Here is a 19,705-nt window from a genome sequence, read left to right as displayed (position 1 = left end):
AATATTTATGTATTCGTCATTTGTCAATTCAAGGATATACCGTTCACGAGCAATCATCCCACCGTCCTGACCAGCTCGACGATATCGAAATCATGGCGTGTCCAGCCGCGATTTCCGACAGCCTCGACCGCCGCCCGCCGCTTCTTCTTCGCGTCGGTCAGCGACTTGGTGTGGCCCCAGAAGACCTCGGTCTTTCCGTTCTCCAGATAAGCGACGATCCGCCAATAATGGGTGAACTCGGTCGCCGTCGGGCCGATCGTCTTGACATAGCCATCGGGCAAGGTGGCCGTGAGATAATATTTCTTCTTCGCCATGCCGGCATCAGGCCTCTGCGTCACCCAGAAGGTCGAAGCCGGCACAGGCCACCGTCTGGCCGTTGACGATCAACTCCACCTCATGGCTGCCCGGATGATGGCGGCGGGTGCTGAAATCCTTGATCTGCTGACGGATGCCGAGCGCGACGCTGTCGGCGGCGGCCAGTTCGAAGGTCTTGAGCTTGAACACCTTGGCCGCGCGCTTGCCGCCGGCGCGGGCGTAGTGGATGCGATAATCGACCACCAGTCGCTGGGCGCTGTCGGCCGTCGACCGCAGATCGGCGGCGATCGCGATCGCGTCACCAAGACGGACGGTCTCCGGTGTGACCGTGAACCCCCGCACCTCCACTGCCGCGCCATGCCCGACGCCGATCAGCGCCAGCGCGCGCGGCTCGCCCTGCTTGATCAGCGTGCGCAGCGCGTGGCGGACGATCCAGCCGGTGCGCGGATCACCGGCCGGCCAGCCGCCGAGCCGATCGAGCAGCCAATCGGGGCGATCCTTGGCGATATCGTTCAGATGGTTGGCGACCGATTTGCGGACATACAGGCTCGGATCGGCCTTGAGCCGCTCGAGGATCGGCGCGGCCAGCGTCGGATCGGCCTTGATCGCGGGCACGCGCGCCGCCCAGGGCAATCGGGGCCGGCAGCCCTCGCTCGCCAGCCGGCGGACATGCTCGTTCTCGTTGCCCGCCCAATGCATCATCACCGCCAATGTGCGGTCGGCATCCAACGCCAGGAACGGCCGGATCGCGAATTCGGCGGTGCCGAAGCGGGTGAGATCGGCGAGCGCCGCCATCGACCTGTCGAAGTCATGAAGCCCATGCCGGGCGACGAACTCGGTGATCGCGACCGCCTGGAAACCATGCGTCAGATCGGGCGCCATCGCGCGAAGGATCGCGAGCGCATCCGCATAATCCCCCGGCAACGCGCGCTTCAGCGCATCGGCGATATGGCGGACACGCTCCATGATCGAGAGCGGCTCCAATCCGCTCGTCGCCGCCGTCAGAAAGGCGGCCCGGCCGAAATCCGGCGATGCGGCCGCACCGGCATCGGCGATCGTCCCCAGCGCCTGCGGCCCGAGTATGTCCTTGAGAAGCGCGGGAGTTGCCGTCTCGCTTGTCATCGTCTTGCGTCGTTCCTCACCGTCACCTTGGTCGTCGACTCGATTGCCGCTCATCATCGGACCCTTTCGAGTCTATATGGCGGCATGGCATCGCCGACCACGCCCCATGCGATCTCACCGCCGCCTGAAAGCGCTCTTGCGCCGGACTATGCCGGCGCGAACCTGACCGATGCCTATGCCATCATCCTGCCGCAAGGCACGACACGCGACATCGACAGTCTCGCCAAGGCGATCCTTGCACATCCGGCCCCCTGGGTGGGCGTGCTCATGCGTATCCGCGACGCTGTGATGGGCATGCTGGGGATCAAGACCGCGAAACAGATCCGCGCGGCAACGTCATCTCAGGATCGCGACCGGATCGATTTCTTTCCGGTGATCTCACGATCGCCGCATGAATTGATCGTCGGCGAGGATGACCGCCATCTCGATTTCCGGACATCGGTGCTGATCCGCGCGGACGAACATGATGCGGCCGCTGTCGCGATCGTGACGACGGTGGTGCGTTGCCACAACCGCCTTGGCCGCCTCTATCTCGCCGCGATCCGTCCGTTCCACATCGTGATCGTGAAAGCCTATCTGCGCAGGGCCGCGATGCGCGGCTGGCCGGCCTGATCGACCAGGGTCCGGACCCTAGTCCGGCTGCGCGATCGGCAGGTAGAGCGCACTCGGATGCGCCTTGTCGTGCAACAGCTTCACCGTGACGGGACGGGCATCCTTCATCGTCTCGTCGGAGACCACACCGCCCGAATTATAGTTTTTCTGCGTGTAGATCGAATTCATCGGGCCGACGACGAGCCGCAACCGGCTGCCCTTGGCGATCCGGCGCGAGACGAAGGTGAAGCTGTTGAAATCGTAGCGCAGCGCATCCTTGGTCGTGATCAGCTTCGCCGCGCGCAGCCCTTCGCGATAGCGCGCCCGGATCACGTCGTTGGTGAGGAGGATGCTCCCGCCCTTGCCGTCGATCTCATAGACCGAAGCCTGGAAATCGGTGTCCGGCTGGTCGATCGCGATCCATGCGGCAAGCCGGAAGAAACCCGACAGCTCGGTTTCCTTGTCGAACACGGGGGTGTGATAGACGAGCTGCTTGCCGTCGCCCGCCAGCACGAGTTGCTGATCGGTCAGTGACGAAGGATCGATGCCAGCCTCCAGCGCGGCACCCGAAACGTCGCGCGGATCATAGACATAGCTGTCGGGCGCGCCCTTGCCCGCCCCCGTCGGCGATAGCGCGCCGGACGCCATGACCCGCGTCGCATTGGCGGTCGAATCGAGATAATAGGCGCGCTGCTCGGCGGTGATCGCTTCGAGCGTGTCCGCATAGCGCCACTTCTCCGCGCCCGTCACATAATAGGCCACCGGCTTTTTGAGGAAGGCGGGCCTGGCGCCGCCCGCCATCGTCCAGGCGTACCAGTCGAGATGGAGCTTGGGCAGGTCGAGCAGGCTTTCCGGCCCGAACTTGACGCCGCCGACCTCCGCCTGCGGCGTGCGCGTACCGGCATGATCCCAGGGGCCGATGATCAGAAAATGCTTCGCGCGCTGCGCAGGCGCCGCCAGCCGCATATGCGTCTTGTAGAAGGCGAGCGCGCCGGGCTGGTCGCCGTCATAGCTGCCGGTGATCGTCAGGATCGGCATGTCGAGCGCCTGGAACTGCTCCGGGGTCGGCGCATAGCTGTCGTACCAGGCGTCGACCTCGGGGTGGGAGATCCATTCCTCGAGGATCTTCTGATCCCCGCCGAAGACCTTCGGCAACGTGCTGAACGCCTCCCCCTTCTCGAAACGCTCGCGCCACAGCGAGGACCAGAAGAAGGGATCGCCGAAGATACTGGCCTGCGAAGTCTTGCCCGAGGTGAAGGTGAGCCACTGCATCAGATACGGCGCGGCCATGTTGTTGCGCGTCGGGAAATCATAACCCGGATAGGGCGAAGCGACCGGCACGATCGTCACCAGATGCGGCGGCGCTTCCTTGGCGGTCGCCCATTGGTTGTAGCCGGCATAGGAGCCGCCCCACATCGAGACCTTGCCGTTGCACCAGGATTGTTTCGCCATCCATTCGACGACGTCGTGACCGTCCTTCGCCTCCTGGATGAGCGGACGGAACTCCCCGCCCGAATTGCCGCGCCCGCGCACGTCGACGGTCAGGAACGGGAGACCATGCGCCGCGAAATAGACCCCGCGATCATGATAGCTCTGTCCGATATAGGGGGTGAGCGTGACGATACAGGGTGCCGGCGCCGCCTGCCCCTTGGGCAGATAGACGGTGGCGTTGAGTTCGACACCGTCGCGCAGCGGGATCTTGACGCCCCATCGCATCTCGATCTTCGCAGCGTCTGGAGCCGGGGGTGCGGATTGCGCCTGTGCCAACGCCGGCAGCGATACCGCCAGCGCCAATGCCGTTCCGAACAGCTGCAATGCCTTCACCATGACACCCTCGATCCGGCCTTGCGGCCCTTTCATTCTCGTTTCGACAGATTGTCGCGGCGATATGTCCGCCACGCGTTTCACCCCGCACCGGCGCATGGCGCCGGCGCGGGGCGTGCGACCCTCACGGGATCACGGGCAATTCGATGCGGCTCGGATATTTGGCCGAGCTGTAGATGCGCTGCGTCGCCTTCACATAGTCCGACTTCTTCGCGGTGAAGATGTTGGGCACGAAGGTCTGCGGGTTGCGATCGTAGAGCGGGAACCAGCTCGACTGGATCTGCACCATGATGCGGTGGCCCTTCAGGAATTTATGGCTCACCTGAGGCAGCTTGAGCTGATATTCGACCACCTTGTTCGCGGGGATCGCGCTGGGCTTTGACGGATCGTCGCGATAGCGGCCGCGCATGATGTCCATCGAGATCGCCAGTTCATAGCCGCCCATTTCGGGCGCCGCGGGATATTCGGCCGGATAGACGTCGATCAGCTTGACCACCCAGTCGCTGTCGGTGCCGCTGGTCGAAGCGAAGAATTTGGCGATCGGCTGGCCGGCCAGGCGGACATCGTCGGTCAGCACGTCACTCACGAAGGTGACGACGTCGGGACGCGCTTCGGCGAAACGCTGGTCGTCGACCAGCCATTGGCCCCAGCTCGTCTGCGGATTGTAGGTCGAGAGGATCGGCCGCTGGCGATAGGTGACCGGCCGTGCGGGATCGGAGACATATTCGGCGAAGCCGCCGGCCCCGCCCGGCGCGCTCCAGCCCAGTCCGCCGTCCGCCGAAAAATAGATCGACCTGGACTGGGACGGACAGCCGCTGGCGCACGACAGCGGCCAGCGATTATAGCGATGCCATTCGTTGGCGCCGGTTTCGAATGCCGTCACCGGCGCGAGCTTCGCATTCTTTCCGCCGTCCTTCAGATGCTGATCGAAGAAGGGGATCAGCACCTTCTCGCGATACCAGGCGGATGTGTTGCCGTCGAAATCGATCGCCCCCAGCTTCGATCCGTCGAGATTCATGTTCTGGCCGTGGCGCCACGGGCCGATGATCATGAAATTCTCGTCATTGCCCTTGTCCTTGGGCTCCATCGCTTCGTAGACGGCCGGCGCGCCGTAGATATCCTCCTGATCCCACAGGCTGTGGACATGGAGCGTCGGCACCTTGAGCGGCTCCTTCGCCAGGATCCTGTCGAGCGCCTGCTCTTTCCAATAATCGTCATAGGCGGGATGGGCGACCGCTTTCTGGAACACCGGCAGCTTGTCGACGCCGATCAGCTTCGCCATGTCGCTGACCGAACCGGCCTTCAGCCAGCTTTCATAGGTATCCTGCCGATCGAACTGGAGCCCGTAGCGCGACGATTTGTCGGCGCTCATCCGGTAGACCCAGTCGAGAAAGCTCTGGCGATAGGCGCCGTTGTGGAACCAGTCATCGCCGATCCAGCCATCGACCAGCGGGTTGATCGGCACCGCCGCCTTCAGCGCCGGATGCGGATTGACGAGGCTCATCAGCGTGGTGAATCCGCCATAGCTGACGCCGACCGTGCCGACCTTGCCGTTGGTTTCCGGCACGTTCTTCACCAGCCAGTCGATGCTGTCATATGTGTCGGTGGAGTGATCGTTCTTGGTGTCGTTGAGCGGGCCGATCAGCGGCTTGGCGATGATATAGTCGCCTTCGGACTTGTAGCGCCCGCGCACATCCTGGACGACGATGATGTAGCCGGCCGCGGCAAGCTCCGCATAAGCCGTGGGCAACGCCATCGAATAGCGGTTGGACGGCAGGCCGGTGATCGCCTTATCCGCCGAATAAGGCGTGCGCGAGAAGATGATCGGCGCGTTCTTCGCGCCCTTCGGAATCACGATGTTCGCATGCAGCTTCACGCCGTCGCGCATCGGGATCTGCACCTCGCGGATCGTGAAGTCCTTGAGATCGTCCGACGGCTTGAAGCCCGGCGGGATGTCGCTGGTGACCCGGGTCTGCGCCATGGCCGGCACGGCGGCGGCAAGCGCGAGAGCGGACGAAAGCAGGGCCGTGGCGAAGCGGCGAACGATCATGGTGATTCCCCCGGGGATGGTGACGCAACAGCTTACGCCGAATTCTCCGATCGGCAAATCTTTCCACTGAAATCGACCTGATCGCGCCTGAAGCGACATGATCAGGATCGCTCAGCCGAGGGGGTGCCGGTTGAGCAGGGTTTGCCCGGGCAGGGCGCCCGTCGCCCGCGCATCGTGCCAGACCGGTTCGCCATTGACCCAGACGCGGCTTATGCCGGTCGAGAGCGCGCGGGGCGTCTCGATCGACGCATGATCGCGCACTATGTCCGGATCGAAAAGGACCAGATCCGCCGCCTGCCCCGGACGAATCCGGCCGCGATCGCGAAAGCCCATATGATCCGCCGCCAGGCCCGACATCTTGTGAACCGCCTGTTCGAGCGTCAAGACCCCGTCTTCGCGCACATATTTGCGCAGGATGCGACTGAACGATCCGGCGCCGCGCGGATGTCCGCCCCGCATTTCGCCGTCCGAACAGATATTGGCGTGCGGCCAGCGCATCATCGTCGCGATATCCGCCTCGCTCATGCTGGCGGCGATGATGCTTTCATCCTTGTCCGCCGCCACGGCCGTGCGGATCAGTTCGAGATAGAGTTCGGCCGGATCGCGCCCGCGTTCCGCCGCCAGCGCAGCGAGCGTCTTGCCGACGATCGTGGGATCGGCATCATAGACGTTGAAGATCACGCGTTCCGGAACAACGAAATTGCGCAAGGCGAACCGCGCCGCCTCGATATCGTCGAAATCGCGATCGGGCAGCATCACCGTCATGGTGGATTGCCAATATTCGTACGGGTAGATGTCCAGCGTCGCATCGATGCCCTGCGCCCGGGCCGCGTCCAGCCGGTCGAGCAGTTTCCGCGACTGGCCCCATAACGACGCCATGGACAATTTCGCGTGCGAAAGCTGCACCGGCACCCGCGCCTCCCGGCCGATGCGGATCAGTTCGTCGATCGATGCCCAGAGATTGACGTTTTCGCTGCGAATATGGCTGATATAGCGCCCGCCATAAGGCGCGATCGTCTTGCAGAGCGCGACGACCTCGTCCGACGCCGAATAGATGCCGGGATCATAGCCGAGACCGCTCGACAGCCCGATCGCGCCGGCGCGCATATCGGCATCGAGCAACGCCTTCATCCGCTCGATTTCGCCGGTCGTGGCGGCACGCCGGTAATCTTCGCCCATCACCTTCGCGCGCAGGCTGTTATGCCCGCTATAGGATGCGACGTTCACCGCCGCGCCGGTCTTCGCCAGGTCGCCCCATAGCGACCGCAAGGGCAGTGCCGCAGAACCATCCTGCCCGACAACGATCGTGGTCACGCCCTGGCTCAGCAGCGCCGCCGCGTCGGGCGCGTCGGGCAATCCGCGATCATGATGGCTGTGCGTATCGATGAAGCCGGGCGCCAGCACCTGCCCCTGCCCGTCATGCACCGCCTCACCGGCACGCGGCGCGAACGTGGCGCCGATCTCGACGATGCGGCCACCCGCGATCCGCACCGCCGCGCGCCGGGCCGCCGCGCCGGTGCCGTCGATCAGGCGGATATTGGTGATGCATGCGCCCGCCCGGCTGGGGGAACGGCCATGCGCGGCGGAGACCGCGACGATGGATCCCGCCAGCGCCTGTTTGAGAAACCGCCGGCGCGGCATCGCGCCGCCGTCTTCGATAACCGCCATGGCTTGTCTTCTCCGCTCGAACGGGGGCGTGCTATTTCGACAGATATTGATCGTACCATTTGACGATGCGCTGCATCATGTCGCGCACGAAGCTCGGGCGATGGATCGAATGATGCTCGTCGGGATAGATCACCATCTGCGTGGGAACGCGCAGCGTCTTCAACGCCCGGTACATCTGCTCGCTGCCGCTGACCGGCACGTTGAAATCCTTTTCCCCGTGCAGGAACAGTGTGGGGGTGACGATACGATCGGCCTGGAACAGCGGCCGCGACACGCGCAGCCATGTATCCCTGTCGCTCCAGAGCGTTCCGAATTCCAGTTCGTTGCCATGCGCATAAAGATCGGTGCCGTAGAGCGATGTCTTCGTCCCCGATCCCGCGCCCGATATCGCGGCCTTGAAGCGCGTATCGCTGGCGATGATGAAATCGGTCAGGAAGCCGCCATAACTCCAGCCGCCGACACCAAGGCGATCGGGGTCGGCGATGCCCTGGCGGACCAGATGATCGATACCGGCCAGTGAATCGCTGACGTCGCGATTGCCCCAATCGGCGAATATCCCGCGCCCGAATTCGACGCCACGACCGCTGCTGCCGCGATAATTGACCGCCAGCACCGCATAGCCGTTCGCCGCCAGCCATTGCGTGACCGGATCGAACTCGCGGGTATCCTGGCCATAGGGGCCGCCATGGAGCCAGAGGATCGTCGGATAGGATCTCCCCGCGACATAGCCGACGGGTTTCGCCAGCAGACCGGAGACGCGCGTGCCGTCGCCGGCCGTGAACGACACATCCTCCCAGCCCGCCACCGCGATCCCGTCTAGCACGACGGCATTGTGCCGGGTGAGCGCGCGGGGCTTTCCGCTATCCAGCGCGAAGATCTCGGCCGGATGCATGCTCGACGCGGCCAGCACGACCGTCTTGCCGCCCGCGACCTGATAGTCGTGAAGCACCAGTGAGGACGGAGACATGCGGATCGCCTTGCCGCCGGCGACCGGGATCCGCGCCAGATAGCGCTCGCGGTCGTCGTCGACGAGAACATGGACCTCACGCCCATCCGCCGAAAAACGTGCGCGGTTCATATCGCGATCCAGCGCCCGTCCGATCGGCCGGACGACGCCGCCATCGGCCGGAACGATCGCCAGACCGGTTTGATTGTACATCCAGTATTTCGGATCGCTGCCCTGCAGGAACACAATCCGGCGTCCGTCGGGGCTCCAGGCCGGGCCATAATCCGCGCCCGGAAAATCGGTCAATCGCCTGGGCGTGCTGCCGGCGCGCGCTTCGGCGACATGGATGTCGCCATAATCGCTGTGCTGCCAGTCGCGTTCGCGGTTGCTGACAAAGGCGATGCGCGTCCCGTCCGGAGACCAGGCCGGATCGGATTCCTCGAAATCGCCGCCGGCCGTCAATGGCGCGAACGCCCCGGTTTCAGGTTCGAACAGATAGATTCGCGGCGATTTGATGCCCGAATGGAGATAGCCGCTGCCCGCATCCGCCTTGAAGATCACGCGATCGATCACCCAGGGCGATGGTACCGCCGTCGCCGCGCCGTCGCGCGGTTCCTCGGTTCGCTCCGTATGCACCAACGCCAGCCGAGCACCGTCCGGCGACCAGACATAGCTGTCGATGCCACCGGGAATATCGGTGACGCGCCGTTCCGTGCCACTCGCCGCATCGTCGATCAGCCAAAGCTGCGGCCCCCGCGCGTTGGCGCGCAGGAAGCTGATCCGGCGGCCGTCATGGCTCCAGCCTGGCATATGGCCGGTGCCGATCCGCACCGGCGCGCCGCCTTTCACCGCCACTTTCCAGATGCTGGTGCGCGTTTCGTCGCCGCCCGCATCCTTCTCCGTCACGGTATAGACGGCCTGGCTTCCGTCGGGCGAAAGGCGCATGCCCGACACGGTTTGCAGTTTTTCCAGATCCGCGATCCCAACCGCGCGCGATGGCGCCGCGAACGCATGCCCGTCCACCATGACCGCCGTCGACGATATCAACAGGAAGGCGGCATATCTGCGCAGAAACGATCGCAACGGCTTTCGTCCGGCGGCAGCCATGGGTCGATCGGGCATGCTGCGTCACTCCATTTTCGGGGCGCCGGGGCAGGCCCGGCCTTTCGCTCAGGCGTCGAGCATGTCCTTCAGCCAGCGCGACGCCTCGTCGAAAGCGCGGTCCGCGATGCGGGCGACGGAGACGGCTTCTAGGAAGCTGTGCGTCGCGCCGGGATAGATCACCGTCTGCGCCCTGTTTCCGGCGACACGCAGTTTTTCGGCCATGACGCGCGCTTCGTCGAACATCACGTCGCATTCCGGTATCGCGTGGAACGATGGCGGCAGATCGTGGACGTCACCGCGGATCGGGCAGGCGAGCGGATTGAGCGCATCGGCGGGATCGGCGAGATAATTCGCCCAGAACGCGGCCATCTCGCCCGAATCCCACATATAGCCGCCATTGCCGTAGCGATCGTAGGATGGCGTGTCGCAGGCGGCGTCATAGGCGCCGTAATTGAGCAGCATCGCCGACACGGCATCGCCGAGACCGGCATCGCGGAGCATCATGCAGACCGCGAGGGTCATCGCGGCGCCGGCTGAATCGCCGCCGATCGCGATACGGGCCGCGTCGATGCCATAGGCGCCGCCATTGGCGCGCAGCCAGTGCACAACCGCCAGCGTCTCCTCGATCGCGCGGGGAAAGCGCACCTCGGGCGAGAGCGAATAATCGACCGCCACCACGGTAATGCCCGCGCGGCCCGCATATTCGCGCATCAGCCGATCATGGGTGTCGATGCTGAAGATCGTCCAGCCGCCGCCGTGAAGATAGACGAGCGCGGGCTGGGCGCTCGCCCCTTCGGGTTGCAGGATCCGGATCCTCACGCTGCCCTCGTCCATCGGCACCTGGATTTCGGTGGTGCGCGCCATGCGCGGCCCGCCTTCGGTCCAGACGCTGCGCACCTCTTCCGCGATCTTCCGCGCTTCCGGAATCCCGACCGACGCCAATGGGGGATGCTGGCGCCAACGCTCGGACATTCCGCGCACGAATGCGCGGATTTCCGGATCGAGACCGTCGTCGTCGGGCTTCGCTTCGGCCGGAACGCTGACCGGGGAAAGAGAGATGCTCATTCAGGACTCCAGAAAGAAGGAGGCGCGGATCCCCGCTCGTCAGGACAAGCAATCGCCCTGCGCCCCCGGAACATGGGATCGGATTTCAGTATTTTCCGCGAAGCGTGAACATGAAGTTCCGCGGATCGCCGTAGAAATGATTGCCATCGGCACTGCTACCGACGGATCCGGCATAGTATTTCTTGTCGAAGATGTTGTTGAGATTGACGCCAGCCGTCCAGTTTTCGGTAACGCGATAGGTAACTCTTACGTCAGCAACGATATATCCTTTCTTCTTCAGGAATACCGACCATTGATCATCAAGGGGCCGGCGAAGCTTGCTTTGCGCCACGATGCCAAGCCCGACCGACATGCGCCCGTCGTCGAACGGCAGGCAATACAGGGTCCAGAGCTTGGCGAGATGCTTCGGCGTGAAGGTTGCGAAGGGCCTGCCCTGATCGACATCCGCTTTCACATATTTCGTCGTATTGTACGTATAGCCGAAGTTCATGCTCCAGTCGTTCGTGATCTGGCCATTGAGCTGAAGCTCGATGCCGTCGCTGCGCGTTTCACCACCCGCGATGAAGGGAGTCGCCCCGCCCTGGTTCGGCGGACCGGCCGTATCCGCGATCGCGCGATTGACCTCCTGCAAGCGGAAGAATGCGAGCGACGTCGTCAGCCTGCCGCCGTAGAACGCGCCCTTGATCCCGATTTCGTAATTCGTCGCCTTCATCGGCCCCAGCAAATCGCCGTCGCGATTCCTGGCGGTTTGCGGCGTCTGATAATCGGTGAAGCTCGCATAGGCCGACCATGATTTGGAGAAATCCCACACCAGCCCGACCAATGGCGTGAACAGCGAGTCGAGCTTGAGCTTGTCCCCCCAGTCATAGGCGTTGGTGCCCCAGATATATCCGCGGGAATCGGTTTCCCACCAGCTGACGCGGCCGCCCAGCATGACCGTCAGACTGTCGAGCGGCTTGAGCGCGACCTGCCCGAATATGCCGGTCTGCGTGGTGGAGGCCGGAGAATAATATTCGGGAGTCCCCCAATCGGGCCGGGGCACGCTGGTGGGATCGAAATCGAAGATATTGATCCGATTATCGTCGGGTGACGGATAGGCCCATGTCGAGAAGGACCGCGTCGCCTGGTGATTGACGCCCAGCAGCACCCGATGCTCCCGTCCCCAGAAGCGCAGCGGTCCGCTGATCGCCAGATCATAGGCCTGCTGCTTCAGGCGGAACCTCGCCTGTTCGAAGAACAGCCCCATCCAGTCCGCCGCCCCGGCCTGGGTCGCGCGATCGATTCCACCCCAATAATAGGCGTAATTGTTCGAACTCTTGGTATCCAGATAGTTGAACATCCCCTTGATGCTCCAATCGGATCCGAGTTCCTGGTTCAATTCGACGAACGCGTTCTTCGTATTGTAGCGGAACCGGCTCCAGGCCGGGCTCAGCATGGTCGAGCGCGGCAGGCCGATCGAACCGCCATCGGTATAGAATGGCACGCCGGGCGTGTTCGGATGCGCATCCGTATTCTGCCAGTGCGAAGCGACGCGCAACCTCGTCGTCTCGGTCAGATCGGCTTCCAGGGTGCCGAACAGCAGCAATTCCTTGAAATCGGCATAGGGGTAGAAATATTGCTTGCTGTCGTAGGACGCGACGACGCGGCCACGCACCTTGCCATCCTTGTCGAGCGGGCCGGTAACATCGGCGTCGATATGGTAGCGATCCCAACTGCCGGCCGCCACGCCGCCGTTGAACTGGAACGAGTCGAGCGCGCGCTTGCGACGCAGATTGATGGAGCCGAATCCGTTGACGCCATTCAGCAAGCCGTTGGAACCGAGCAGGACTTCGACTGCTTCGTACATCGCCATGTTCGGGCTGGCGATCTGTTCGGCGGCGGTTTCGGTCGTCATGCCGTCATATTGGGTCGACTGGATCACATGGCCGCGCGCATAATAGGTATTCTCGATGCTGCTGTCCGCGCCCAGGACCACGCCCGGCGTCTGCAGCAGCACATCGTCGAGGCTGCGAAGATTCTGGTCCTCGATGCGCCCGGCGTCCATGACGACCACCGACATCGGCGTTTCGCGGATCGAAAGCGGCGTCCGGCCGATGGTGAGGTCGCGCGCCGCGGCATTGCCGACCACGACGATGGCGTCCTGGATTTCCTTCGACTCCTTGTCCTCATCGGCATTGGCCTGGGCCATCGCGGGTGCGGCATGGAACAGCGCGAGCGCGAGCGGCACCGGCGCGGCCATCGACAGAAAGGACCGCTTGAACACGCCCCGGGAGGCGCTGCGACTGGATGAATGGTTGGACATGACTTCTCCCCGTTTTTTGCGTTTGATCGTTCACGCGCCGTCCCAGGGCGCGATGATTGCAAGGCGAGCGAGGCCAACGCGCAAAAGCGCGGCCATCGATCGTGTTCTTCAGATTCCGTTTTTCTTTACGGGTGCGAACGGCGTCAGACGGACATCAAACGCACCAGTTGAACGCGATTGGAAATATTGAGTTTTCTGAATATGGAGGCGACCTGGAACTCGATCGTCCTTCGGGAACGCACCAGCTTTTGCGCGATCTCCGCATTTCTCAGTCCCTGACTGATCAGTATCGCCACATGCCTCTCCCGCGGTGACAATGACTGCAAGGCACTGATCGATTGATCCACCTTGTCCGGCAGATGCGTCTTGCCTTCGGCGCATATGTCGTCTTGTTCGACGAAGGTTACGACATAGCATGGGCTCGACCGGATACTGGGCGTTCCCCAGCTCACGCCGACGCGGATCCAGAAATTCTCGAGGCCGGGATGCCGGATCTGGCCGACCCAGGCGGGGTCGTCGCCGGATCGCCGATCCTCGATCATGCCCCTCAGCGAGGCCGGCAGAGGCTCCGCGGCCCTTGGCAGCGCGGCATTCCAGCGCGCATTGGCCGCGCGGGCGCGGGCATTGCAGAACAGCAATTCGCCGTCACCATCGATCAGCATCACCGGGATCGGCATGTCGAGCATCACCTGCTCGAGAGCGCCATATTTCAGCCGCTCATGATCGAGCATGCGCAGGCGCCGAAGCGCGGTCTCGACATCGAAATACAGCCCCCTCAGCAGATCCATCGCACGTTCGGGCAAGGTCTTGTCCAGGCTGTCCCACCCGATGCTGATGACGGCTTCCAGTTCGCCGTCACGCCAGAAGGCGGATTGCACGAAGTCCTTCCATTCGTGCGATTTCCTCTTCTGTTCGTCGCGGCGCTGCGGTGCCTCCGGATCGGTACGCGCAATCTGGGAATAGCTGTACAGTTTCTCGCGTGGATTTCTCTGCAGATAGGGCGCCGCGATGCTCAGGCTGACGGGCGGACGATATCCGGAATGCCCGGCCTTGCGGGAATGGTACAATGCGCGACGCGGCTGGAAGCCATCGAAATCGAAAAAGAGCTCGCAGGCTTCATAGGGAATCGCGGTGTCGATGATCTCCACGAAGGAATCCCAGAACGAGTTCAGGTCGAACGCCGATTTCAGCTTCGACGGCGAATGGGGCCCTTTCTGCAATCGCTCGATCTTGGACATCTGCATCATGGGATTTCCTCCCTGGCGAGTTCCCCGGTTCTGCGACCGTTCGTGAAACTCGTGTGACGATTCCGATGCACAAAGGTTACGCAGGAATCGCGGCACCAGATAGCGGCGGCAGGTCTGATGTCTTTGCAAGTGGGCCAGCCATGCCGAACGGGGTGAAAGAGCCCCGCCAGGCGGCCGATTACCGCGCCAATCCGGGCATTCGTCGTGGATGGCGGCGCGTCCGATCGGCCTGATGGCCATGCAACGCCCACCGACGAGCCAGCAGTTTATACCTATGCCGAACAGGACTCGCGGTGGGCGGACGATCAATTGGAGGCCGGGGCGGATGGCGCTTTCGCCTGATCGCGCAATTTGCGGAGGCGGACGGCGTCGCTCCAGACATCGTTATATTCGCCCGGATCGTTGATGGCGGCCTCGTAATGGGGAAGCGCTTCGGCATGGCGGCCCATTTCAGTCAACACCTTGCCCAGCCCCTCCTGAAAGTCCGAATATTCGGGGAACAGCGCCGCATGGCGCCGCGCGGTGGCCAGCGCCTCGTCGAGCCGCTTGCGCTTGATCAGCCATTTGACCAGCGTGTCCGCCTCCACCGGCTGGATCGGCACGTCATAGCCGAAGCGGCGCGATCGTGCCGCCCGATGCGCGGCGAGCAACGCCGGAAAATCCTTCTCCGCGACATAGTCGGGATCCTCGGCATCGTGCAGGTTGGTATCGGGCAGCCAGCCCTCATACAGCGCCGACAGCCCGTCATAGAGCGTGCGGTGCGGCGTCGTGCCATGATCGTCGCCGGGATAATAACGGGCTTTCCAGGTCAGGCCGGCGGGCGGATGCGCGGTCATCCAGTCGACCAGCTTCTGGCTGGACTCGCTGATCGTCTTCTCCTTGTCGCCCCAGCTCATGAACAGGAAATGCGGCTGCTTGAGCGTGCCGAGCTTCTGTTCGGCGAGCGTCACATAGGCCTGCTTGTCCCACCATAGCGACGGGCTGACCGCGATATGCGCCTGGAAGGCATCGGGCCGATCGAACAGCGCGATGAAGTTGAACAGTCCGCCCAGCGAATGGCCCATCAGCACACGGTACGGCGCGGTGCGATAATGCGAATCCACCCATGGCATCACCTCGTCCGCCAGGAAGTTCGCGAAGGCGGCGCCACCGCCCACAGGGATGTCCTTGTAATCCTCGCGCGCCTTCTCGTCGTTGACGAACGGCGCGGTCAGGTCGCGCGCGCGGCGCTGCATCGTCGGCACCGCGACCACGATCATCTCGGGAATGCGGCCGCCGGCGCTGAGGAAATCGACGACGCCGGACGCGTGCAGAAAATGATTCCCGCCATCGAGCACGATCAGCACCGGATAATGCTGCTTCGCCCGATCATAATATGCGGGCAGCCGCACCAGGATCTCGCGATCCTCCTTCAGCAGCTTCGAACGGATCACGAAGCGCTGACCGAGCGTGACCGGCCCGGGCTTCACCGCCACTCCGCCGCCCTTTGCCGCCATCGCCGGCTGCAACGGCGCCACGGACACCAGCAACGCAGCGATGCACGCCGCTCTCGACAGTCTTACAAACGCGCGAGAAATCAAATTATTCCTGCAAATAAAATCACCCATATAAAGCACCCACCCTTAAGTATTTTCACCTAACATATCTCATACGACACACACCCACCTATCACAGCGCGAGTATATCAATAAAGATCATTGTAAACTCTCTGACATCGGCGCAAATACCTCACCGACGAACGCGACATCTTATTCTCTCGCCTCTCGAAAACATCGAAATTGGGAAAAGATCGAGAATCAGGCATTTATACGGATGCGGCATATCCCTCCCGGCCGCTAGGACGATGACGACCTTCCGCAAGCAAGGCCCGATCATCCATGAGCGTACAGACAATCGCGACATCAGCCCCTCCGTCCAGGACAGGCGTTTCATACTCGCTTCGCAAGCCCTATCTTCTCTTCATCGGCGACGCCCCTTCGGCCGGCCACGCCAAGACGGCGTTCGGCATCCGCGACTGGGCGCCCGACACCGTATTGGCGCAATGGCGCCTTCCCGGATGCCGCACGGATCTGGAGTTGCCTGAAATGGACGCCGCGACGGCCGCCGCCAACGGCGCCGCATCGCTGGTGATCGGAATCGCGCCCGCCGGCGGCCGGATTCCGGCGCACTGGATCGATTGCCTTGTCGCCGCCGCCGATGCGGGCCTGGATATCGTCGCCGGGCTCCACAGCCGACTGAACGATAATCCCGAACTCGTCGCGGCGGCGCGGCGCAACGGCATCGCGCTGATCGACGTGCGCGAGCCGCCGAAGGGCATCGCCGTCGCCACCGGCGACAAGCGGCCGGGCAAGCGCCTGCTGACGGTCGGCAGCGACTGTGCGCTCGGCAAGAAATACACCGCGCTCTCGCTGGCGAAGGCCATGCGCCAGGCCGGCATCGATGCCGATTTCCGGGCCACCGGACAAACCGGTATCCTTATCGCCGGCCAGGGCCTTCCGATGGACGCGGTGGTCGTCGACTTCGCGGCCGGCGCGGCGGAGGCGCTTTCGCCCGACGCCGCCCCCGATCACTGGGATATCATCGAAGGCCAGGGTTCGCTGATCCACCCCGCTTATGCGGGCGTCACCCTCGCCCTGATCCACGGGTCCCAGCCCGATGCGCTCGTGCTCTGCCACGAAGCCGGCCGCGCCCATATCAACGATCAGCCGGCCATCCGGATTCCGCCGCTCGATCAGCTCGCTGAGATGTATCTGCAGGCCGCGCGGTTGACCAATCCCGGCGTGCGGCTGGTCGGCGCCAGCCTGAACACCTCGCGCCTCGACGAAGGCGCCAGCGAACGGGCGCTAGACGAAGCGGAGGATCTGCTTCAGGTTCCGAGCTTCGATCCCCTTCGCACCTCTCCGGATGCGATCATCAGCAAATTGCAGGCGCCATGACACGAAAACTGGACGTTCAACCGATCTCCTGGCCCCTGAAGGAGCCTTTCGCCATTTCTCGCGGTGTGCAGACCACATCCGAGGTCGTGGTGGTTCGCCTTCATGAACAGGGTGTTCTCGCCCTGGGCGAAGCCGCCGGCGTGGATTATCACGGCGAGACGCCGGAAAGCATGCAAGCGCAGATCGAAGCCGTTCGCGGCGAGATCGAAGCCGGCGCCGGCCGGCAGGATCTGCTGTCGCTGCTGCCCCCGGGCGGTGCGCGCAATGCGCTGGACGGCGCCTTGTGGGATCTGGAAGCCAAGCTTGGCGGCACCCGCGCCTGGGAGAAGGCCGGCGTCGGCAGCGGCGGCCCGATCACCACCGCCATCACGATCGGGATCCGCGATATCGCCGGCTATGAGGCGCGCGCGCGGGAATTGCACCGCTACCCCTGGATCAAGATCAAGGTGGCGGCCGACGATCCCATCGCCTGTATCGAAGCCGTGCATCGCGGCGCGCCGTCGTCGCGGCTGGTCGTCGATCCGAACCAGGCATGGAGTGTCGAGCAATTGAAGACGTTCGCCCCGCATCTGGCGGGATTGGGCGTCGCGCTGCTCGAACAGCCCGTGCCCGTCGACGGAGACGACGGCTTGATCGACTTCGCCAGCCCCGTGCCGATCTGCGCCGACGAAGCGATCGACACCGTCGCCGATCTGCCGCACCTGAAAGGCCGGTACGACTTCGTCAACATCAAGCTGGACAAGACCGGCGGGCTGACAGCCGCGCTCGAACTCGCAAGGGCCGCGCAGGATCAGGGCTTCAAACTGATGGTCGGGTGCATGGTCGGCGGCTCGGTCGCGATGGCGCCGGCGATGATCCTCGGACAGATCTGCGAAATCCGCGACCTGGACGGACCGCTGCTGCAAAGCAGGGATTGGGACAATGGCATCGTCTATGAGGACGGCGCCATGACACCACCCTGGCCGGACTTCTGGGGCTGACGACAGCCCTACACACCGCTTCCGCCACCCGGTTTCATAAAGGCGGGCGCCCGCAGGGGCGCTCGGCCTCCACAGCGAGAATGGACGATCCGATGACGAGACCTGGCCTCTGTATCGCTCTCAGCCTTTGCCTGACCGGAACCGCGCATGCGGAGCCGCGGAAGGAAGCCGTGGACGCGATCTTCGCGCCCTGGGCGAGCAGCACGAGCCCGGGCTGCGCCGTCGGCGTGACCCGTGACGGCAGATCCGTCTTCCAGGCGGGCTACGGCATGGCCGACCTCGAACAGGGCGTGGCGAACCGGCCGGATACGGTGTTCAACATCGCGTCGCTGTCGAAGCATTTCACCACCACCGCCGTCGAGCTTCTCGCGCAGCAGGGGAAATTGTCCTGGGACGACGATATCCGCAAATATGTGCCGGAAATTCCCGAATATGGCCGCCCGATCACCCTGCGCCATCTCGCCAATCATACCAGCGGCATCCGCGATTTCCTGACATTGCTGGAATTCTCGGGCTGGAACTGGCTCGACGCGGTCACCGAGGAAAAGATCCTCGGCCTCATCGCCCGTCAGAAGCAGCTGAACTTCCCGACCGGAACGGCCTATACCTACAGCAATTCGGGCTATGTGCTGCTGGGGATCGTGGTCAAGCGCGTCGCCGGCCAGCCGCTCGGTGAGTTTCTCGGCCGCAACGTGTTCGAACCGATGGGCATGCTGCACACCCGCGTCTACGACGACCGCCAGATGATCATGAAGAACCGCGCGCCCGGCCATTATATGCGCGACGACGGCAAGGGCTTCGCGATCTGGCGCCCCACCTATGACCAGATCCAGGGCGACGGCGCGGTGCTGACCTCCGTCCAGGACATGGCGATCTGGTCGAACAATTTCCTCCACCCATCGCTCGGCCCCAATCCCCAGGCGCTGGTGGACGCGCTGCGGACGCCCGGAGTCTTCAACGACGGCAAGCCGGCCCGGGCGGACGAGGGCTCGCCCACCTATGCGCTGGGCCTCACCGTCGGAGAGTATCGCGGCCTGCCCGTGGTCAGCCATTCCGGCGGCATTCCGGGCTATGCGACGAACATGCTGCTTTTCCCCGCGCAAAAGCTCGCGGTCACCGTCCTCTGCAATCTGGGCGGCGCGCCCGCGACCAATCTGAGCCGCGCGGTGGCGGACCTGTATCTGCCCCAGGATCTGCTGAGGGGCCCACCAACGGAACAGCCCAAACCGCGATATCGCGGATCGGTCGACCAGACGGCCAAATCACCGCCCTATGTGCTGGAAAAGCCCTATTCGCTGCAGGATTATGCAGGTCGCTACGCAAGCGCGGAACTCGACGCCGATCATATCTTGTCCGCCGCAGGCAACGGCCTCGATCTCCGCGTCGGCTTTCTGCCGGCGACGCACTTCGCTCCTCAGGGCAAGGACATATTCTTCGGCGACGGCGTCACGCTGACCTTCGCCCGCGACAGAAGCCGGAAGGTTACCGGCTATACGCTCAAGGCCGGGCGGGCGCAGGGGCTCCTGCTCGCCCGCACACGGTAGCGATCCGGTAA

14 protein-coding genes are annotated in these 19,705 nt (G+C 63.6%); 4 read left to right on the top strand and 10 right to left on the bottom strand.

Annotated elements, in window-relative coordinates:
- Nucleotides 1-53 precede the first annotated feature (53 nt).
- Nucleotides 54-314 carry a hypothetical protein gene (locus tag K7G82_RS09040; RefSeq protein ID WP_222989516.1) on the bottom strand — a complete coding sequence of 87 codons (261 nt, stop codon included), beginning with the start codon at nt 312-314 and terminating at the stop codon, nt 54-56.
- Nucleotides 315-321: 7 nt separating this feature from the next.
- A complete protein-coding gene (locus K7G82_RS09035) occupies nt 322-1,491 on the bottom strand; it encodes a DNA alkylation repair protein (RefSeq protein ID WP_246623388.1) in 1,170 nt (389 codons plus the stop codon).
- A gap of 30 nt (nt 1,492-1,521) precedes the next feature.
- On the opposite strand from K7G82_RS09035, the gene K7G82_RS09030 reads away from it, so the two are divergent.
- A complete protein-coding gene (locus K7G82_RS09030; protein ID WP_222989515.1) occupies nt 1,522-2,049 on the top strand; it encodes a DUF2867 domain-containing protein in 528 nt (175 codons plus the stop codon).
- A gap of 18 nt (nt 2,050-2,067) precedes the next feature.
- Here the strand turns inward: K7G82_RS09030 and K7G82_RS09025 are convergent, their stop codons facing one another.
- From K7G82_RS09025 to K7G82_RS08990, 8 genes are all read right to left on the bottom strand, one after another.
- Nucleotides 2,068-3,888: a CocE/NonD family hydrolase gene (locus tag K7G82_RS09025; RefSeq protein WP_222989514.1), complete on the bottom strand. Its 1,821-nt coding sequence runs from the start codon at nt 3,886-3,888 to the stop codon at nt 2,068-2,070.
- 88 nt (nt 3,889-3,976) lie between these two features.
- A complete protein-coding gene (locus K7G82_RS09020; RefSeq protein WP_246623387.1) occupies nt 3,977-5,902 on the bottom strand; it encodes a CocE/NonD family hydrolase in 1,926 nt (641 codons plus the stop codon).
- A 111-nt stretch (nt 5,903-6,013) separates the two neighbouring features.
- Nucleotides 6,014-7,570, bottom strand: coding sequence for an N-acyl-D-amino-acid deacylase family protein (locus tag K7G82_RS09015; RefSeq protein ID WP_222989513.1), 1,557 nt, complete (start codon nt 7,568-7,570; stop codon nt 6,014-6,016).
- 31 nt (nt 7,571-7,601) lie between these two features.
- Complete coding sequence (locus K7G82_RS09010; RefSeq protein WP_222989512.1) at nt 7,602-9,638, bottom strand: S9 family peptidase; 2,037 nt, start codon at nt 9,636-9,638, stop codon at nt 7,602-7,604.
- 48 nt (nt 9,639-9,686) lie between these two features.
- A complete protein-coding gene (locus tag K7G82_RS09005; RefSeq protein ID WP_222989511.1) occupies nt 9,687-10,685 on the bottom strand; it encodes an alpha/beta hydrolase fold domain-containing protein in 999 nt (332 codons plus the stop codon).
- Between the two features lie 85 nt (nt 10,686-10,770).
- The gene (locus tag K7G82_RS09000; RefSeq protein ID WP_222989510.1) at nt 10,771-12,987 is read right to left on the bottom strand and encodes a TonB-dependent siderophore receptor; all 2,217 of its coding nucleotides are present in this window, start codon (nt 12,985-12,987) and stop codon (nt 10,771-10,773) included.
- Between the two features lie 143 nt (nt 12,988-13,130).
- A complete protein-coding gene (locus tag K7G82_RS08995; protein ID WP_222989509.1) occupies nt 13,131-14,474 on the bottom strand; it encodes a response regulator transcription factor in 1,344 nt (447 codons plus the stop codon).
- Nucleotides 14,475-14,539: 65 nt separating this feature from the next.
- Entirely contained in the window at nt 14,540-15,730 is a 1,191-nt protein-coding gene (locus tag K7G82_RS08990) for an alpha/beta hydrolase (RefSeq protein WP_222989508.1), read from the bottom strand.
- A gap of 381 nt (nt 15,731-16,111) precedes the next feature.
- On the opposite strand from K7G82_RS08990, the gene K7G82_RS08985 reads away from it, so the two are divergent.
- From K7G82_RS08985 to K7G82_RS08975, 3 genes are all read left to right on the top strand, one after another.
- The gene (locus K7G82_RS08985) at nt 16,112-17,170 is read left to right on the top strand and encodes an N-acetyltransferase DgcN family protein (RefSeq protein WP_222989507.1); all 1,059 of its coding nucleotides are present in this window, start codon (nt 16,112-16,114) and stop codon (nt 17,168-17,170) included.
- Nucleotides 17,167-18,150 (top strand): N-acetyl-D-Glu racemase DgcA, encoded by a 984-nt coding sequence (gene dgcA, locus K7G82_RS08980; protein ID WP_222989506.1) that lies wholly within the window; start codon nt 17,167-17,169, stop codon nt 18,148-18,150. Before K7G82_RS08985 ends, dgcA begins: the two co-directional genes overlap by 4 nt.
- 92 nt (nt 18,151-18,242) lie before the next feature.
- Nucleotides 18,243-19,694: a serine hydrolase domain-containing protein gene (locus tag K7G82_RS08975; protein ID WP_222989505.1), complete on the top strand. Its 1,452-nt coding sequence runs from the start codon at nt 18,243-18,245 to the stop codon at nt 19,692-19,694.
- Nucleotides 19,695-19,705 lie beyond the last annotated feature (11 nt).

It is taken from the genome of Sphingomonas colocasiae, from assembly GCF_019880585.1.
Classification (GTDB): Bacteria; Pseudomonadota; Alphaproteobacteria; order Sphingomonadales; family Sphingomonadaceae; genus Sphingobium_A; species Sphingobium_A colocasiae.
The sequence above is the reverse complement of the archived record's forward strand: the minus strand, read 5'-3'. Positions and strand labels throughout refer to the sequence as shown.

Bases quoted from the DNA above. Each gene is read 5' to 3' on its own strand.
- K7G82_RS09040 (WP_222989516.1), bottom strand. From the start codon at position 314: ATGGCGAAGAAGAAATATTATCTCACGGCCACCTTGCCCGATGGCTAT.
- K7G82_RS09035 (WP_246623388.1), bottom strand. From the start codon at position 1,491: ATGAGCGGCAATCGAGTCGACGACCAAGGTGACGGTGAGGAACGACGC.
- K7G82_RS09030 (WP_222989515.1), top strand. From the start codon at position 1,522: ATGGCATCGCCGACCACGCCCCATGCGATCTCACCGCCGCCTGAAAGC.
- K7G82_RS09025 (WP_222989514.1), bottom strand. From the start codon at position 3,888: ATGAAAGGGCCGCAAGGCCGGATCGAGGGTGTCATGGTGAAGGCATTG.
- K7G82_RS09020 (WP_246623387.1), bottom strand. From the start codon at position 5,902: ATGATCGTTCGCCGCTTCGCCACGGCCCTGCTTTCGTCCGCTCTCGCG.
- K7G82_RS09015 (WP_222989513.1), bottom strand. From the start codon at position 7,570: ATGGCGGTTATCGAAGACGGCGGCGCGATGCCGCGCCGGCGGTTTCTC.
- K7G82_RS09010 (WP_222989512.1), bottom strand. From the start codon at position 9,638: ATGCCCGATCGACCCATGGCTGCCGCCGGACGAAAGCCGTTGCGATCG.
- K7G82_RS09005 (WP_222989511.1), bottom strand. From the start codon at position 10,685: ATGAGCATCTCTCTTTCCCCGGTCAGCGTTCCGGCCGAAGCGAAGCCC.
- K7G82_RS09000 (WP_222989510.1), bottom strand. From the start codon at position 12,987: ATGTCCAACCATTCATCCAGTCGCAGCGCCTCCCGGGGCGTGTTCAAG.
- K7G82_RS08995 (WP_222989509.1), bottom strand. From the start codon at position 14,474: ATGGCCATCAGGCCGATCGGACGCGCCGCCATCCACGACGAATGCCCG.
- K7G82_RS08990 (WP_222989508.1), bottom strand. From the start codon at position 15,730: ATGGCGGCAAAGGGCGGCGGAGTGGCGGTGAAGCCCGGGCCGGTCACG.
- K7G82_RS08985 (WP_222989507.1), top strand. From the start codon at position 16,112: ATGAGCGTACAGACAATCGCGACATCAGCCCCTCCGTCCAGGACAGGC.
- dgcA (WP_222989506.1), top strand. From the start codon at position 17,167: ATGACACGAAAACTGGACGTTCAACCGATCTCCTGGCCCCTGAAGGAG.
- K7G82_RS08975 (WP_222989505.1), top strand. From the start codon at position 18,243: ATGACGAGACCTGGCCTCTGTATCGCTCTCAGCCTTTGCCTGACCGGA.